This is a genomic window from Serratia sp. CY37869 (assembly GCF_052168895.1).
In the GTDB taxonomy this organism is placed as follows: Bacteria; Pseudomonadota; Gammaproteobacteria; order Enterobacterales; family Enterobacteriaceae; genus Serratia; species Serratia ureilytica.
Genome location: NZ_JBJNLU010000001.1, coordinates 1,990,885 through 2,007,535, shown reverse-complemented (window position 1 = coordinate 2,007,535; position 16,651 = coordinate 1,990,885). Strand labels below are relative to the sequence as shown.

The 16,651-nt window shown below is 56.0% G+C and carries 19 protein-coding genes; 13 read left to right on the top strand and 6 right to left on the bottom strand.

The annotated features are described in order from the left end of the window. Nucleotides 1-137 precede the first annotated feature (137 nt). From umuD to ACJ8J1_RS09630, 3 genes are all read left to right on the top strand, one after another. Nucleotides 138-560, top strand: a complete 423-nt coding sequence (gene umuD / locus ACJ8J1_RS09640; protein ID WP_033637997.1) for a translesion error-prone DNA polymerase V autoproteolytic subunit — start codon at nt 138-140, stop codon at nt 558-560. Further along, nucleotides 560-1,828, top strand: coding sequence for a translesion error-prone DNA polymerase V subunit UmuC (gene umuC / locus ACJ8J1_RS09635; protein ID WP_442520337.1), 1,269 nt, complete (start codon nt 560-562; stop codon nt 1,826-1,828). The genes umuD and umuC overlap by 1 nt, the downstream gene beginning before the upstream one ends. A 445-nt stretch (nt 1,829-2,273) precedes the next feature. After that, complete coding sequence (locus ACJ8J1_RS09630; RefSeq protein ID WP_033642718.1) at nt 2,274-2,678, top strand: hypothetical protein; 405 nt, start codon at nt 2,274-2,276, stop codon at nt 2,676-2,678. Here ACJ8J1_RS09630 and ACJ8J1_RS09625 read toward each other — a convergent pair. Both ACJ8J1_RS09625 and ACJ8J1_RS09620 read right to left on the bottom strand, forming a co-directional pair. After that, a complete protein-coding gene (locus ACJ8J1_RS09625; protein ID WP_004940942.1) occupies nt 2,675-2,893 on the bottom strand; it encodes a hypothetical protein in 219 nt (72 codons plus the stop codon). The genes ACJ8J1_RS09630 and ACJ8J1_RS09625 overlap by 4 nt on opposite strands. Nucleotides 2,894-2,967: 74 nt before the next feature. After that, a complete protein-coding gene (locus ACJ8J1_RS09620; protein WP_033642719.1) occupies nt 2,968-3,312 on the bottom strand; it encodes a hypothetical protein in 345 nt (114 codons plus the stop codon). A gap of 248 nt (nt 3,313-3,560) precedes the next feature. Here ACJ8J1_RS09620 and ACJ8J1_RS09615 point away from each other — a divergent pair, with 248 nt between their 5' ends. Further along, entirely contained in the window at nt 3,561-3,911 is a 351-nt protein-coding gene (locus ACJ8J1_RS09615; protein ID WP_033642720.1) for a DUF4377 domain-containing protein, read from the top strand. Between the two features lie 171 nt (nt 3,912-4,082). On the opposite strand, the gene ACJ8J1_RS09610 is transcribed toward ACJ8J1_RS09615, so the two are convergent. Next, on the bottom strand, nt 4,083-5,039 hold the full coding sequence (locus ACJ8J1_RS09610; RefSeq protein WP_181006764.1) for a DUF4225 domain-containing protein: 957 nt from the start codon (nt 5,037-5,039) through the stop codon (nt 4,083-4,085). Between the two features lie 276 nt (nt 5,040-5,315). On the opposite strand from ACJ8J1_RS09610, the gene fabV reads away from it, so the two are divergent. The 6 genes from fabV to ACJ8J1_RS09580 all read left to right on the top strand — a co-directional run bounded on the left by fabV (nt 5,316) and on the right by ACJ8J1_RS09580 (nt 9,251). Then, complete coding sequence (gene fabV / locus ACJ8J1_RS09605) at nt 5,316-6,515, top strand: enoyl-ACP reductase FabV (protein ID WP_033642722.1); 1,200 nt, start codon at nt 5,316-5,318, stop codon at nt 6,513-6,515. A gap of 156 nt (nt 6,516-6,671) precedes the next feature. Beyond that, complete coding sequence (locus ACJ8J1_RS09600) at nt 6,672-7,235, top strand: DUF2975 domain-containing protein (RefSeq protein ID WP_033642723.1); 564 nt, start codon at nt 6,672-6,674, stop codon at nt 7,233-7,235. A 7-nt stretch (nt 7,236-7,242) separates the two neighbouring features. Next, complete coding sequence (locus ACJ8J1_RS09595) at nt 7,243-7,458, top strand: helix-turn-helix domain-containing protein (RefSeq protein ID WP_025302459.1); 216 nt, start codon at nt 7,243-7,245, stop codon at nt 7,456-7,458. A gap of 637 nt (nt 7,459-8,095) precedes the next feature. Continuing rightward, nucleotides 8,096-8,395 (top strand): hypothetical protein, encoded by a 300-nt coding sequence (locus ACJ8J1_RS09590; protein ID WP_033642724.1) that lies wholly within the window; start codon nt 8,096-8,098, stop codon nt 8,393-8,395. A gap of 61 nt (nt 8,396-8,456) precedes the next feature. Continuing rightward, nucleotides 8,457-8,882 (top strand): hypothetical protein, encoded by a 426-nt coding sequence (locus tag ACJ8J1_RS09585; RefSeq protein WP_050440156.1) that lies wholly within the window; start codon nt 8,457-8,459, stop codon nt 8,880-8,882. A 33-nt stretch (nt 8,883-8,915) separates the two neighbouring features. After that, nucleotides 8,916-9,251, top strand: a complete 336-nt coding sequence (locus ACJ8J1_RS09580; RefSeq protein ID WP_033642725.1) for a hypothetical protein — start codon at nt 8,916-8,918, stop codon at nt 9,249-9,251. A gap of 37 nt (nt 9,252-9,288) precedes the next feature. Here the strand turns inward: ACJ8J1_RS09580 and dcuR are convergent, their stop codons facing one another. The 3 genes from dcuR to ACJ8J1_RS09565 all read right to left on the bottom strand — a co-directional run bounded on the left by dcuR (nt 9,289) and on the right by ACJ8J1_RS09565 (nt 12,582). After that, nucleotides 9,289-10,008, bottom strand: coding sequence for a two-component system response regulator DcuR (gene dcuR / locus ACJ8J1_RS09575; RefSeq protein WP_033642727.1), 720 nt, complete (start codon nt 10,006-10,008; stop codon nt 9,289-9,291). Then, nucleotides 10,001-11,614 (bottom strand): sensor histidine kinase, encoded by a 1,614-nt coding sequence (locus ACJ8J1_RS09570; protein ID WP_033642728.1) that lies wholly within the window; start codon nt 11,612-11,614, stop codon nt 10,001-10,003. The genes dcuR and ACJ8J1_RS09570 overlap by 8 nt, the downstream gene beginning before the upstream one ends. Nucleotides 11,615-11,739: 125 nt before the next feature. Then, a complete protein-coding gene (locus ACJ8J1_RS09565; RefSeq protein WP_033642729.1) occupies nt 11,740-12,582 on the bottom strand; it encodes a class I fructose-bisphosphate aldolase in 843 nt (280 codons plus the stop codon). Nucleotides 12,583-13,078: 496 nt separating this feature from the next. On the opposite strand from ACJ8J1_RS09565, the gene ACJ8J1_RS09560 reads away from it, so the two are divergent. The 3 genes from ACJ8J1_RS09560 to ACJ8J1_RS09550 all read left to right on the top strand — a co-directional run bounded on the left by ACJ8J1_RS09560 (nt 13,079) and on the right by ACJ8J1_RS09550 (nt 16,624). Beyond that, nucleotides 13,079-14,008 carry a sugar ABC transporter substrate-binding protein gene (locus ACJ8J1_RS09560; protein WP_033642730.1) on the top strand — a complete coding sequence of 310 codons (930 nt, stop codon included), beginning with the start codon at nt 13,079-13,081 and terminating at the stop codon, nt 14,006-14,008. Between the two features lie 75 nt (nt 14,009-14,083). Further along, nucleotides 14,084-15,568, top strand: coding sequence for a sugar ABC transporter ATP-binding protein (locus ACJ8J1_RS09555; protein WP_033642731.1), 1,485 nt, complete (start codon nt 14,084-14,086; stop codon nt 15,566-15,568). Nucleotides 15,569-15,583: 15 nt separating this feature from the next. Then, on the top strand, nt 15,584-16,624 hold the full coding sequence (locus ACJ8J1_RS09550) for an ABC transporter permease (protein ID WP_033644254.1): 1,041 nt from the start codon (nt 15,584-15,586) through the stop codon (nt 16,622-16,624). The last annotated feature ends 27 nt before the right edge of the window (nt 16,625-16,651 follow it).

The window sequence follows — 16,651 nt, the reverse complement described above, 5'->3', positions numbered from 1 at the left end:
CTGGAGGGAACTCGGCCATTCATCGAAACTATCTTTCTTTACCGATCAATATCCTACCTTTCTAACAAAAATCCGAACTTTCCCCCGTCAAAATCTTGCGCATATACTGTATAAAAACACAGTAACAAGGCAACATTATGACTTTCTTTTATCCAACACCAAACCCAACCAAGCTCAAAATCCCGCTTTTCGCCGACAAGGTGCCGGCGGGGTTTCCCAGTCCTGCAGCAGATTACGTCAGTTCGCGCATCGATCTGAACGAGTACTGCATCAGCCATCCCAATGCGACCTATTTTCTCTATGCGACAGGTGATTCCATGCTTGAGGCCGGGATCACTGAGGGCTCTATGCTTGTTGTTGACCGCAGCATCAGCCCAGCCCATGGAGATATTGTTATTGCCAGCATAGCCGGCGAGTTCACCGTGAAGCGTCTCTGTTTGCATCCTCGTGCGCAATTGGAACCCATGAACCCGAAGTATGAGCCGATCCTGCTTCATGATGGCGGTGACGATCTGGAGGTGATGGGCGTTGTTGTGTCTTCGATAACGAGGCTCAAGTGATGTACGCGCTTGCTGATGTGAACAGCTTCTACGCGAGCTGCGAAACGTTGTGGCGCCCAGATCTGCGAGGGCGTCCTGTCGTCGTTCTGTCGAATAATGACGGATGCGTCGTAGCAAGGAGCAAGGAAGCGAAGGCGTTAGGGTTAAAGATGGGAGAACCCTATTTCAAAATTAAGCGGGAATTTGAGCGCGCAGGTGGCATCGCGTTCAGCAGCAACTATGAGCTATACGCCGACATGTCTCAGCGTGTGATGGCTGTTTTAGAAGAGATGGCGCCACGCGTAGAAGTGTATTCAATTGACGAAAGTTTTCTTGATCTGACTGGAGTTCGTAACTGCATTGATCTGGATACTTTCGGCCGCCAGGTGAGGGCCAAGGTACTGCGCAACACTGGGCTAACTGTAGGCGTTGGCATTGCCCAAACCAAGACGTTAGCCAAGCTGGCAAACTTCGCGGCGAAGAAGTGGGACAAGACTGGCGGAGTAGTGGATCTGTCCAATGAAGGGCGCCAGCGCAAATTGATGGGCCTCGTGCCTGTCGATGAGGTCTGGGGTATCGGACGCCGGATATCGAAAAAGCTCAACATGATGGGTATAGAAACGGCACTACAACTGGCCGATGCAAGCACTACGATGATCCGCAAGCATTTCAGCGTTGTGATAGAGCGAACCGTCCGCGAGCTACGTGGTCAGCCTTGTCTCGAGCTGGAGGAGTTTGCGCCGACAAAACAACAGATCATCTGCAGCCGCAGCTTCGGAGATCGGATCACCGAGTATGGCCAGATGCATCAGGCTATTTGCATGTACGCGACGCGTGCAGCGGAGAAGTTGAGGGAGGAGCATCAGTATTGCCGGCATGTCAGCGCGTGGCTCAAAACCAGCCCATTTGCCATCAATGAGGAATACTATGGCAACACCGCAAGCATAAAACTGAGCACGCCAACGCAGGATACTCGGGACATTATCGCTGCGGCTATGCGTTGCCTGGATGCGGTTTGGCAACCTGGCCATCGATATCAGAAAGGCGGGGTGATGCTGCAGGATTTTTACAGTCAAGGTGTGGCTCAGTTGGGGTTGTTCGATGAGTACAAGCCACGGCATAACAGCGAGCAACTGATGGGGGTGCTTGATCGGATCAATAACTCGGGGAGGGCAAAACTGTGGTTTGCAGGACAAGGGGCGCATCAGGTGTGGTCAATGAAGCGTGAGCTACTGTCGCCGGCATACACGACACGGCTGAGTGATCTGCCGCGTGCGCGAGTATATTAGCGTTTGTGATTGAGAGTTTTAGTACCTAAATTATTCCGAATTGCTCCGAGGGTTCTGGTAACTATCTGAAATTAAAAGCATGGAATGCAAGGTATAGCAAGGGATTGCAAAGACCGAAAGGTTGATAAGTCGTTGTTAAAAAAGGATATTTTCATTCTTCTTCGTATAAAGGAATCGTATTCGGTCTTTTTTTGTGTGATTGATTTATAAGTAAATTTTACCTAAGACGCCAGCAACAATCCCCGTTTCTCTTTTCGCGTCACAGCCATCAGCCCGAGCTCCCGTCTCACTCCCCAACCGCACCTATCGCTAATTTGGCCGCACCAAAAGTCATTACGTCATCTATGGCGCTGATAAGCTTCGACCATTGCTCCCATCAACGGTTTAACGAGAGTGTCATTATGGGAAATATCCCGGCATCAGGCGCTATAAAAGGTAACCCGCAGTGAACGAGCAACTGAGTCAATTAAAGATGATGTTGCCCGGCTATCTCGAGGCGTGGCGTGAGGGGGCCTTACCCTCTGACTGGGAGCAGGTGGCTAATCCTGAAGTGATCGCCGCCCTGTTGGCGGAGTGGGAGGCGCTCAGCGAGTTGGCCTCTCGGTTCGACTCCGCCACTGAAACACGCGCCGACGCCACCGCGTTTTGGCATGCGCGCGCCGAGCTGATGGCGCAGCGCAATCGTGATCTGATGGTCCAACTGGCGACGCCAATCCGTTTGCCCAGCGCACGGGTGGCCTTTTTTGGCTATGTGAAAACGGCCGTGATGGACGCCAGGCAGGTTAAGGCGGCGATTCGCGATGCCGGTTTTATCGTTGCGGGCAGCGCTCCCAATAAGAACACGGTTTAACGCGGTTTCTTCTCAAATTTCTCGGCAAAAAAGAACCGCAGCAATTTATGGGTCCACAGCAGGATGGCGCCGACCACCACCAGCGAGACGACGAAATGCGACAGATTTTTAGGCGCGGCGTAGCCGTGGGTAAAGGAGACCCCCGCGCCGCTGAGCAGCAGGGTGGCGATCCAGAAGCCGAGCAGCAGGCATAAGGTACGAAACAGTTTAAACATGGTTATCACCAAAAATACGGAAAGCACCGACCGAACGGAGAGGCTCAGCCGGGGCTTTGATTAATTAAAACCGCTTAGCGCGAACAGGTATTGCCGCCTTTATTACTATTGCAGTTGCTGCCGCTGTTTTTGTTGCCGCCTTTCCCCATACCGACGTTGCCGCCGCCTTTGCTGCCTTCCTTGAAGCAGCCGCCGTTGAGCGCGCCCACCGCCAGGCCGCCAAGGCCGCCCAGAGAACCGGTGATCACGCCGTTAACGCAATCCGGCGAGGTGTGCTTGCCGTAGAATCCCTGATTGGATGACCCGCCCCCGTTCTTGTTGCCGCCGTTGTTGTTGACGCGGCCATTGCTGCCGCGGTTGTCGGCAAAGTTACCGGCGCCGGCGATCAGGTGAAAGTGTTTGGCATCGATCTCTTGCATAAAATTCCCTCTTTATCGATTCAGTTAAATTCAGTAAAGCTTGCGCAAGCCAGCTGTTTTTAACAGAAAAAATAGCGGGGGTAATTACCGGTTCGGATAAGAACAGGGGGTTTATTTTGCGATATTTTCCAGACTGATAGAGCACCGAGGAATGATATTTTGGGCGTGTGGATCCGTATCGCTATCCGTTCTCTTGAGCCGGTTAATTTGTTAGCATGGCGCCCCTGGATGACTATTGGTGCAGTACATTGAAAATTAAAGCGTTGTTATTTGTTGCGTTGGCCGCGCTGGCCGGCTGCAGCCAGGAAGGAACCTCGATGAATCAACCCGCAAACGCGAAAGAAGGCCAAACGGAAGTGTTGTTGGTCAACAGCGCGCTGGTGGACTGCGTGGGCGTCGGCCCGATGAAGTGCATGCAGGTGCGCCGCTCCGCGCAGCAGCCGTGGGAGTTGTTCTATACCGGCATCGAGGGTTTCACCTTCGAACCGGGCTATCAGTATCGGCTGAAAGTGCGCGTCACCCCGGTGGAGAACGTACCGGCCGACGCCTCATCGCTGCGTTACACGCTGATCGAGCAGTTGGAAAAGAACAAGGCGTAATGGATCTACCTTGTCACCACCAAATGGCGTTTCATTTGGTGGTGACAACTTCAGGAAAGTTTGTCTTTTTTCTTTCTTCTGGAGGATTCGAAAGTGGCGAAGGCATGTGCAAGAGCAAACCCCAACGCACAGTAGCGTAGAGGCCAATTTTCTTTGGTCCATGTTTCAGAGTCAGCAATAAACATCGCGTTGCCGTTGGCAAAAAGGGTAAATTGCCAGCAAAGGATTAAAAAACATATCGTAACCAGAACGACATAACCCTTGGAACCCAGAGGCGGTCTGAAGCCGTATTTCACGGCCAGACAGGCCGCGGCAGCGAGAGTAGAAAGAATATAATATAAAGTTGGTTCCATCACTGTTCCTGGCTGCCTTTTTAAATGGAATTAAGGGTGAGACATCTGCGCCACCTTCAAGCATCAAGCTGGTTCTTCCCATGTTTCTCCAACCGCGAATATAGTCTGTATTGATGTAGCGAAATAATCGCCAGGCTTCTGGTTTCAGCGACAGTTTTAGTAAACCATAGCCTGATAACAGTAAGTCTACGCCACCTAACGCCATGTCTGCTGCTGAATGGGAATAGCCTAGCGTTGAAGCCGCAGAACGGTACATCATTCGGCCTGGACCAATAGTATTCTTGCCAAATAACAGCGTATAACCGTTTTCGTAGACATTATTGATGCCATTGATTAAAAGTAACGTTCCTGGAATGGCTCCGACGCCAGTCCAATCCAAGCCCACGCCGAGTAAAATTTGTGCTATTCCCGAGAGGAAGCCAACGCCGGCTAACACGTAGGTCACTACGGCGTCATGACTGACTTTCTTTCTCATTACGGCATAAGGTGTCACGGCGTCAGTTCGCAATAAGCGCTCTTGCTCAGAAAGCGATTGATATTCTTGCTTCATTTCTCTCATTGCAACATTCGCCGCTTCACCTACTTGTTGGCATTTTTGCAATTTATCATTCACAAAGCAGTGCATCTCATGTCTGAAGGCATTACCGACTGTCCGATCTTTTAAAAAGTCCCTATTAACGCGCTCTGAGAGTTCTAAAAGCATACGTCCTTGTTGACGAGCCATCGTTTGCGAGTAGGTATTTAAACGTTCCTTTAGTAACAGTGGATTATCCATTTTTCTTTGTTCCTCCCTGGATTTCGACCGAAAAACAGCCACACCATAACGCAACGCCAGAAGCATGATCAACTTTTGCTGATTTTAAGAGGGAAGGCTTGAACGCGCTGAGGGTGCGAAGCGTGGCGCGTGGAGGCATCACGATGCGGAGTTGGGCAACCCTGATCCCTCGACTAAACTGGTCTGTTCACTGCGCTTGTTTTCGCACTTTCTTAAGTATATCGAGAAAATCAGGTATATTGTCCTTCGGTTTTTAGCTACCAAGAAAAAATTACTATGATTATCAAACCTAAAATTCGTGGTTTTATCTGCACCACCGCTCACCCGGCAGGCTGTGAAGCCAACGTCCGTGAGCAAATCGCCTACGTTAAGTCGCGCGGCGAACTGAAAAACGGGCCTAAAAAGGTGCTGGTCATTGGTGCATCCACCGGTTACGGTCTGGCCTCGCGCATCAATGCCGCTTTCGGCAGCGGTGCGGCCACCATCGGCGTATTTTTCGAGAAGCCTGGCAGCGAAGGCAAAACCGGTTCCGCCGGTTGGTACAACTCCGCCGGTTTCGACAAGGCAGCTAAAGAAGAAGGCCTGTACGCGAAAAGCATCAACGGTGACGCATTTTCCAACGAGTGCCGTCAGACCGTTATCGATCTGATCAAGAAAGACCTGGGTCAGGTTGACCTGGTGGTTTACTCGCTGGCTTCGCCGGTGCGTAAGATGCCGGAAACCGGCGAAGTGGTGCGTTCCGCACTGAAGCCGATCGGCGAGCCGTACAAATCCGTCGCGCTGGACACCAACAAAGACGTGCTGGTTGAGGCCGTGGTCGAGCCGGCCAACGAGCAAGAAATCGCCGACACCGTGAAGGTGATGGGCGGCCAGGACTGGCAGCTGTGGATGGACGCGCTGGACGAAGCGGGCGTGCTGGCGGATAACGCGCAGTCTGTCGCTTACTCCTACATCGGTACCGATCTGACCTGGCCAATCTATTGGCACGGTACGCTGGGCAAGGCGAAAGAAGATCTGGATCGCGCGGCGCACGCCATCAACCAGAAGCTGCAGGCCAAAGGCGGCGCGGCTTACGTTGCGGTGCTCAAGTCGGTGGTGACGCAGGCTTCTTCCGCCATTCCGGTGATGCCGCTGTATATCTCCATCGTGTTCAAGATCATGAAGGAGCAGGGCATTCACGAAGGCTGCATCGAGCAGATCCAGCGTCTGTTCGCCACCAAGCTGTACAGCGGTGCGGCGCCGGATACCGACGAGAAACACCGTCTGCGCCTGGATGACTGGGAACTGCGTGACGAAGTGCAGGAAACCTGCCGTGAAATCTGGAAGCAGCTGAACGACAGCAACATCAACGAACTGACCGATTACCAGGGCTACAAGGCGGAATTCCTGCGCCTGTTCGGCTTCGGTCTGCAGGGCGTTGATTACGATGCCGATCTGAGCGGCGAAGCCAACTTCGATGTGATCGAACTGGTCTAAGCGCGTCGAGCGGTCAAACAAGGTCGGGTTAGCCCGGCCTTTTTATTGTCCGCGCGTTGGCGACCACCGCCTGACTCATCAGTCCACTTGATCATTGACAGCAATAAATTATCGTTTTACGATAATTTATTGCTGTTGATTAAGGGATAGAAAATTATGGGCGCTGCGCCAAGGATCCATCTGCCGCTGTATGTGCGTTGTCTGTGTTTGCTCATTATGGCGATGCTGATCGTCAGCACCGGCGTTGAGATGTTCATCATCGTGCGGGACTGGCTGCAGGGCGTAGCCTATCGCGATATCGTCGCCTCTTACCGGGAATATTACCCGGAGCTGCTCGCCTACGCGATCCCGCAGCAACGCTGGGCGCTGTTCGCCACGCTGGTTATCGACATGCTCGGTTATTTGCCCTATTACAGCGCGCTGCTGTGCGGCGCCGGGCTGTTTTATCAATTCTTCCGCGGCAACGTGTGGCATCGTAACAATATGGTGCTGTTGCAGATCATTGGCATCTTGCTGATCGTAGATGTGTTGTTCCCGTCGTTAGCCGGTCTGCTGCAGGTAATGGTATTGACCGCCGATGAAAAAATGCTGTTTATCCTTTATTATGGCGTCAATAGCGAGTCGGTGCGCTCGCTGATCGTAGGCTGCGCAATCCTGGTATTTAGCCGGGTATTTCTGGAAGCGTTGCGGCTGAATGAAGAACAGCTTTCTTTCGTGTGAGAATAGAGTGGCAATAATCGTAAGTCTTGATGTCATGTTGGCCAAAAGGAAGATGCGTTCAAAGGAGCTGGCGGAGCAGGTGGGGATCACCGAGCAAAACCTGTCTCTGTTGAAAAACGGCAAGGTCAAGGGAGTCAGGCTGGAAACGCTGGACAAGATCTGCCGCATTCTCGACTGCCAGCCTGGTGATCTGCTGGCCTGGCAGCCGGACGGCGAAGAGTAAGATCCCAGCGCACTCGGAAGTGCGCTGAGCCTGCTGGCCCATTTCTGCGATTAGCGTTGTCTTATTGAACGATATTTGTTTGATTCAGGTTAATTAAAATAACGGGTGATTAACACTTGCGTATTCTTTTTGTCGCAGGCGATTGCATACGGCGAAAGTTATTAAACTAAATAAACTCGTTTTTCATTTACCGTCACTACCAATAGCGTTATTTTAAGGGAAATAGTATGACATGGCGTAATTCTCTTCTGGCATTGTGTCTTGTATTAAACGGATGCAGTGCCATTCACCCCACTGTTTCATCCTCATCCTCCTCCACTCACTGGGGGAATTGGGGGACACCGCAGCCCGCAACGCGAGAACAGAAACAGCGCATTATCGCCGGCGAATCCGCCGCTGCCGTGCTGAATGAAGGCCGGGTCGGTATCGGCGGTACGCTGGACTGGTCGAAAATAGGGGGGCGCTAACCGCCGCTCTTTATTCGGCGGGGCGGCAGACGTTATCTCAAAGATATTGTGGAACGGTTTATTATTAATTCGCTACTCTGTTTTTCCGATGCGTTATTTATCTTTAAACGATGAATCTCTGCTTGTTGAATATATATCAACATACCCAGACATCCTTACAGGAGTTTTCAATGGCAAAGCGTATTGTCGCCATGTTGATAATGTCGTTGTTGAGTCTGCAAGCAAATGCGGCCCGTTACGATCGGCAATGCGAGGGAATTTCTCCCGTGCTGTTTCAGAAGAAATTGAAAGAGCTGGCGCATGGCCTGCGACAAGAGATGGCTGAGCCGACCCCGCCCACGGAGAATGAGGCCGAAACCCTGGCGCGTCTGGCGGAATGCGATGCCGAAAACGCGAAAGCGCCGGCGACGGGAGGGCAACATGCGCCCGATCCCGCGGAGCCTCAGGTGTCTTCACTCAACGGCTGTTGAACGGTTCTCTGCGTCGTTTTTCGCGGCGCGCCCCAGTCGGCTTATTCATGGAGCTTGTGTATTGAAACTACCTTCGTTAATCGCTGCGGCGCTGGCGCTGCTGGCCTCATTTTGCAGTCAGGCGTTCATCGATCGCCATTCCTCGCCCGGCGCCTCGACGGAAAGTCCCTCTGCGGCGGGGTGTCCGGCGCGGCTGGATGGCTTGTTGCAGCATATTTGGTTGGCTGAACAGATTCAGGCGGAGCGCATGCAGCTGGCGCTGCTGCGTGCGGAGCGGGAAGCGTTGGAAATCCGGTTGCAAACGCAGGAAGCGGCGAGACCTTCCGCACAGGGGCATCAGAGCGCCCGATCGGCCTGTGAGCAGGGTGCCGATATCGTCCGTTGCCTGTCGCTGCGTCTGCGGAGGACGTCTCTGACGGGGCCGCATCGACCGTTTGTCGGCGTTTATTGCCGCGCCTGGCTGAATGGCCGGCCGCTGAATTGCTAAAGATGAGAACAGGGATTTGTCAGGAGTTTATCGATGAAAAGGCTAGTGTTGGTCGGCGTGGCCCTGTGTTGCGCCTGCTTTGCGCAGGCGCGGGTGGATTTGGAATACCACGCGGCGCCGCCGAAGGACAATAAAGTCCCCGAGGAGTACCAGAAAAAACGCAGCGCGCTGCGCCACAAGGTGTGGAATGTCGACAGCCTGACGCAGGCCAATGAGCAGGCGATTGCACGCGAACAGCAGCGCGAGGCCGCAGAAGCCGCCAAGCGGCAGCAGCGACACCTGGAGCAACAGCAGAAAAAGCAGCGCTGCCTGCGGATACACTCGAAAGATCCCCACCGCGAGGCGAGGTGTTACATGTACAACTTCTAGCTTTCAACGTCCGGGCGCTTGCAGCGCCCGGCGTCGTTTATGCCGGGCGGCAATGCTCTTTCAGCATGGCGATCGCGTCCGGCTTCAGCTGATATAGATAAACCGGGCGGCCCGTCGCGCCGTACAGAATGCGGGTGCCGAGAATGCCGCTTTCCGCCAGATAGATGAGGTATTTGCGGCAGGACACCCGCGAAATGCCGATGGCGTTGGCCAGGTTGTCGGTGGAGAATTCGCTGTCGTGCTGCTGTTCTATCCACTCGCAGACCGTGCTCAGGGTGATGCTGGTCAGGCCCTTCGGCAGCTTTTTGCTCTCCTGGCCGCCGGGCTGGCGGCGCAGCAGACTGTCGACGTCAGCCTGCGAAAACTCGCGCTGCGCCAGCAGCTGCGACTGTTGTCGATAGTGGCTGAGCGCCTCTTTGAAGCGGCTGAACTGGAACGGCTTGATCAGGTAATCCACCACGCCGTAGTGCAGCGCCTTTTGCACTGTGTTTACATCGCTGGCGGAAGAGATGATGATCACATCGGTCTTCTCGCCGAGCTCGCGCAGGCCGGGCAGCAGATCCAGCCCGTTCTCCTGCTGCATGTAGATATCCAGCAGCACCAGATCGATGCTGACGCTGGCGTCGGCCAGCAGGGCGCGCGCCTGGCCCAGGGTGGCGACCGTCGCCTGGCAGTGAAAACCGCCGATCTGGCTCAGGTAATATTTGTTCAGCTCCGCCACCATCGGGTCGTCGTCGACAATCAGTACGTTAATCATGGGTTTCGCTCTTGGCCTGATAGGGAAGGTGCACGAAAAATTGGGTCAGCTCGCCCGGTTCGGACTCGACATCGATGCCGCCGCCCAGTTTCTCCAGATGGCTGCGGATCAGCGCCAGGCCGATGCCGCGTCCCGTTCCCTTGGTGGAAAATCCGTGTTCAAAGATGTGCGCGGCGATCGCCGGATCGATGCCGGGGCCGTCGTCGCTGACGATACAGTGTAATTGATCGTCGTGGTGATGGAAGCTCAGGCCGATCTCGTGGCCTTCAACGCCGTCGATGGCGTCGATGGCGTTTTCGATCAGGTTACCGAGCACGCTGATCAGCACGTGCGTGGTTTCCGCGTCGTCGGTTTCCGGCAGCAGGCTGGTTTCCTCGATGGTCAGTTCGATGCCGGCTTCGTGAGCGCGGCTGATCTTGCCGATGAAGAAGCCCGCCACTTCCGGCGAGTGGATCTTGCGCAGCAGTGCGCCGATCTCTTCCTGGTAGTTGCTGGCGGTATTGATGATGTAGTTTTCCAACTGCTGATAAGCCTTCATGTGCAGCATGCCGAGTATCACGTGCAGCTTGTTCATAAATTCGTGCGACTGCACCCGTAGGGCATCGGCGTAGTGCGCCATGCCGCTCAGGCGCTGCAGCAGCCGGCTGACCTCGGTCTTGTCGCGGAAGGTGGCGATGGCGCCGGTCACCTGGCCATTGACGATCACCGGCACGGTATTGGTCAGCAGTTCGCTGCCGTTGAAGCTGATCTGTCGATCGCGCAGCGGTTTGCCGCTGGCCAGCACTTCCGCCAGATGCAGCTGCGCCGGCCAATGCTTGCTGGCGGCGTCCAGCAGCAGGTTTTCCACCGGGCCGCTCTGGCGCAGCAGGCGCTTGGCCTCGTCGTTGACGATGGTGATGCGGGAATCATTATCGACCGCGATCACGCCTTCTTTAATCGACTGCAGCATGGCGTTGCGCTGCTCGAACAGGGTGGAGATTTCGTAAGGCTCGAAACCCAGCATGATGCGTTTGAGCGCGGAGACCAGGAAAAAAGTGCCCAGGCTGCCGACCAGCGCGGCGAAGGCGATGGTCCAATAGATGATCCAGCGGCTTTCCGCCACCACCCGCTGCACGGTGTCCAGCGCGATGCCGAGCGCCACCACGCCGATTTGCCGCCGCTGCTCGTCATACACCGGCACGAACACCCGTAGCGCCGGGGCCAGCGTGCCGCGGTTGATGGCGCTGTTGACGTTGCCCTGCAGCGCCGGCGCCAGATCTTCGCCGATGAAATGTTTGCCGATCAGCCAGGGTTTGGGATGCGAATAGCGGATGCCCTGCATATCCACCACCACCACGAACAGCAGCTCGTTTTGATGGCGAACCTGCTCGGCGAAGCGCTGCACGGCGCCGCTTTGATCGCGTCGCTGCAGGCCGTCTATCACGGTGCTCGAGAGCGCCAGCGTGTTGGCGATAGCGATGGCTTTTTGCTGCAGCTGATCTTGCCCTTCGCGGCTCATCTGCACGAAAAACAGCGCGAACACCACCAGCAGCACCGAAGCGATGATGGCGGACACCATCAGCGTGATGGAGGTGCTCAGCTTGAGCGGCACCCGTTGTTTTGGCATGGCGGTTCTCCGAATGGCGATATCACGGCGTATTCTAGCGAGGAATGAGGCAAGCTGCAGTTACCGGCAGCAGGTTATAGCATGCTGCCGGGTCGCGAAGGGGTTATTTTAGTTACAAAAGCGGGTCACTGCTGGTGGTAGATCTCCAGCGCCTGTTGGCCGCTGGCGCCTTGATGGATGATCGCCATCAGGGCGCGCACCACCTGCGACGGATTGCTGTGTTGATAGACGTTGCGGCCATAGACCATGCCGGACGCGCCCTGGGCCATCAGCGCCGCGGATTTCTCCAGCACCGGGCCCAGCTCCCCCTTGCCGCCGCCGCGCACCAGCGTCGGGCAGCGCGCCGCTTCCACCACGCGGTGGAAATCTTCCACCCGTTCGGTCGGGTCGGCCTTGATGATGTCGGCGCCCAGTTCGCGCGCCAGCCGCACCAGCGGCACGATCTTTTCCACGTCGCCGAGCGACCCGTAGGCGGCGCCCTGGCCGGCCGGGGCCATCACCAGCGGTTCGATCATCAGCGGCATGGCGTAGCGATCGCAGGCGTGGCGCAGGCGGCCGATGTTCTCTACGCACTGGCGGAAAATGCCGGGTTCATCCGGGATCATATACAGGTTGACCACCACCGCGGCGGCGTCCATTTGCAGCGCGGCGAGGATCGGCGCTTCCGGGTTGTGCAACACCGCCCACATCTCACGGTGGCGCGCGGCGTTATAGGCGTTGCCGACGTCGGTGCGCATCACCAGCGCCGGCTTTTCGCGCTGCGGCGCGCGCTGCAGCAGCTCCGCCTGGCCGTAGTTGACCTGAATGGCGTCGGGGCGCGCGGCGATCAGGTTGCCCATCACCCGTTCGATATCTTCCAGACCGATTAAGAAATCCGGTTCGTTGGCGATGCCGTGATCGATCGCCACATCCAGGCACTTGCCGTTATTGAACAGGCGGTTCATCCGCACCTTACTGCTGAGCTGCATGTCAGGTCCTCCTGAGATAGGGATATGTCCATTATTGCCGAGTAAGGATGGTCGGGAAACGCGGAAACCGCAAACTGCGCGCCCGCTCGCAGTTTTTGCCGACGCCCGGCGTGGCGCACGCGCGGGGCGCGTTACCCGATGGCTTTCACTGCATTTGTTAGATCCGTGTCATGTTTTTGTTAATAAGCCATTCCAAAACGCATGTTTCGCTTGTTTGGGTTAAAAAGTTTCAATAATCTCAATTATGAAATAAACATTTAAAAAAGCGGCGAAGACGCGGCTTGCTCTGCCAGGGGTTTATTTCAATTGATTGTTTTTAATCTGTTTTGAGATATCGATCACCATTTTGTTCACGGCCTTAATACGGTGATAACGCGGTAATTTCGCCGTATCAAAGGGATAACACCGACCGTAATGTTGTTTGAATGTAAAAAATATCTTTCATTAGCTGTCAATCAACAGACCACTTCATTCTAACGATTAAAGGGTAACGAACATGAAGCTGAAGAAACTGATCGCCGCCTCCGTACTGATGTGCATGCTGCCGGCCAGCGTGTTGGCGAAAGACATCAAGATCGGCGTTTCCATGGCTTACTTCGATGACAACTTCCTCACTATTCTGCGCCAGTCGATGCAAAACAAAATGAAAGCCGACGGCAACGTCAGCGGCCAGTTCGAAGACGCCAAGGGCGACATCGCGCAGCAAATTCAACAAATCGAAAACTTCGTCAGCCAGGGCGTCGACGCCATCATCCTCAACCCGGTGGATACCCAGGGCGTCAAGCCGATGATTAAGCTGGCCGAGAAGGCCAAGATCCCGCTGGTGTTCGTCAACCGCAAGCCGGAAGTGGCGCTGCCGGCCGGCATGGCCTACGTCGGCTCCGACTCCAAGCTGGCCGGCAAGCTGCAGATGGAAGCGCTGGCCAAGCTGATGAACGGCAAGGGCAACGTGATGATCCTGATGGGCGAGCTGTCGAGTGAAGCCACGCGCGACCGCACCCGCGGCGTGGAAGAGGTGGCGGCCAACTATCCCGGCATCAAAATAGTCGATAAGCAAACCGCCAAGTTCTTCCGCAAAGAGGCGGTGGACGTTACCACCGACTGGATTTTGTCCGGCCAGCAGATAGACGCCATCGCCTCCAACAACGACGAAATGGCCATCGGCGCTATTTTGGCGCTGAAGCAGGCCAAGAAATCCGGCGTGCTGGTGGCCGGCGTTGACGGCACGCCGGACGCGCTGGAGTTCATCAAGAAGGGCGATCTGGCGCTGAGCGTGTTCCAGGACGCCAAAGGCCAGGGCGAAGGCGCGGTGCAAACCGCCGTTCAGTTGGTGAAAGGCGAGAAGGTGGAGAGCAACGTGCTGATCCCTTATCAGTTGATCACCCAGGCCAATTACCAGCAATTCGCCGATAAAAACAAAAAATAAGCCTTGAAGCCTGCCGCAGGCGCTCCACCTGAGCGCCCGCCGCAGAAAACGTGGGTCAGTGCGGAGGTAAGCGGTATGTACCCTTATGTTCTTGAGGCCGAAGGCATCAGCAAGCAGTTCCCCGGCGTCAAAGCGCTGGATAAGGTCTCGATTAAAATCAAACCCGGCAGCGTGCACGCGCTGATGGGGGAAAACGGCGCGGGCAAGTCGACGCTGATGAAATGCCTGATCGGCATCTATCACCCGGATGAGGGCTCGATCAAAATCAAAGGCCGGCCGGTGACCTTCAGCGACACGCTGCAGGCGCTGCATTCGGGCATTTCCATGATTCACCAGGAGCTGAACCTGGTGCCCTACATGACGGTGGCGGAAAACATCTGGCTGGGGCGTGAGCCGGCGCGGCTGGGGTTCGTCAACCACGAACAGCTGAATGAACAAACCCGCGAGCTGCTGGCGCGGCTGAACATCAAACTGCGGCCGGAAACGCTGGTGGGCGAACTGAGCATCGCCAGCCAGCAGATGGTGGAGATCGCCAAGGCCGTATCCTACAACGCCGACGTGCTGATCATGGATGAGCCGACCTCGGCGCTGACCGAAGGTGAAGTGGTGCACCTGTTCGCCATCATTCGCGAGCTGCGCGAGCAGGGCAAGGGCATCATTTACATCAGCCACAAGATGGACGAAATCTTCGCCATCACCGACGAAGTGAGCATTTTCCGCGACGGCACCTTCATCGCCTGCGACAAAACCGAAAATCTGACCAAACAGTCGCTGATCACCATGATGGTGGGGCGTGAGCTGACGCAGATGTTCCCCAAATTCAACAACAACATCGGCGAGGAAGTGCTGCGGGTGGCCGGGTTGCGCCGCAGCGGCTGGTTCCACGACGTCTCGTTCAGCGTCAAACGCGGCGAGATCCTCGGCGTCGCCGGGCTGGTGGGCGCCGGACGCAGCGAAGTGATGGAAAGCCTGTTCGGCATGCACCCGGCGGACGGCGGCGAGATCTTTATCGAAGGCCAGGCGGTGAAGGTGGATTCCCCGGCGAAGGCGATCGAGAGCGGGCTGGCGTTTCTCACCGAAGATCGCAAGAAGTCCGGCCTGTTTCTGGTGCTGTCGGTGGTCGAAAACATGAGCATCGTCAACCTGTCGGAATACATCGGCAAGAACGGCTTCGTCAGCCATGTGCAGATGGCCAAAGACTGCATGGCGCAGATCAAGAAGCTCAACATCAAAACGCCGACCATGGATCAGATCATCAATAACCTCAGCGGCGGCAACCAGCAGAAGGTGCTGATCGCGCGCTGGCTGCTGGCGCAGCCGAAAATCCTGATCCTCGACGAACCGACGCGCGGCATCGACGTGGGAGCCAAAGCGGAAATCTACCGCCTGATCAGCGAGCTGGCCAACCGCGGCGTCGCCATCATTCTGGTGTCTTCGGAGCTGCCGGAGATCCTCGGCATGAGCGATCGGGTGATGGTGATGCACGGCGGCCGCATCACCGGCATTTTGGACAAAGACGACGCGGACCAGGAAAAGATCCTGGCGCTGGCCTCAGAATAACGAAGGGTGAACATCATGAGTAACGTAAAGATTGAGAAGCCGCTCTCCGCCGATTCAACGGGCAAGGGATCGCTGTTCTCCGGGCTGAGCGGCAAAATGCCGAAAGACACCGGTATTTTCATCGTGATGCTCGGCATTGCGCTGATCTTCGAAATCCTCGGCTGGTACATGCGCGATCAGTCGTTCCTGCTTAACCCGAACCGCCTGCTGCTGATCGTGCTGCAGGTGGCGATCATCGGCATCATCGCGGTGGGCGTCACCCAGGTCATCATCACCACCGGCATCGATCTCTCATCCGGTTCGCTGATTGCGTTGACCGCGGTGGTGGCGGCCAGCCTGGCGCAGACCTCGGACAGCATTTCGCCGATGTATCCGGGGCTGCTCGATCTGCCGGCGGCGATCCCGATCGGTGCGGGGATCGGGGTTGGCATCGTCTGCGGCTTTATCAACGGCTTCCTGATCACCCGCACCGGCATTCCGCCGTTCATCGCCACGCTGGGGATGATGGTATCGGCGCGCGGTCTGGCGCAGTACTACACCAAGGGCAACCCGGTCAGCTTCCTGTCGGATGGCTTCACGGCGATCGGCCAGGGCGCGATGCCGGTGATCATCTTCCTGGTGATCGCGGTGATCTTCCACATCGCGCTGAAGCATACCCGCTACGGCAAATACATCTACGCCATCGGCGGCAACATGACCTCGGCGCGGGTTTCCGGCATCAACGTCAATAAGTACCTGGTGACGGTTTACACCATCGCCGGCGGGTTGGCGGGGCTGGCGGGCGTGGTGCTGGCGGCGCGCGTCAGCAGCGGCCAGTCGAGCATGGGCATGTCCTATGAGCTGGACGCCATCGCCGCGGCGGTGATCGGCGGCAGCAGCCTGATGGGCGGCGTCGGGCGCATTACCGGCACGCTGATCGGCGCGGTGATCCTCGGCCTTATCAAAAGCGGCTTCACCTTTATCGGCGTCGATTCTTACATTCAGGACATCATCAAAGGCGTGATTATCGTCGCCGCCGTGTCGATCGACATGCGTCGCAACTGCAAAAAACACTGATTGCCGTGAATTGCCGCCGGCGCCAAG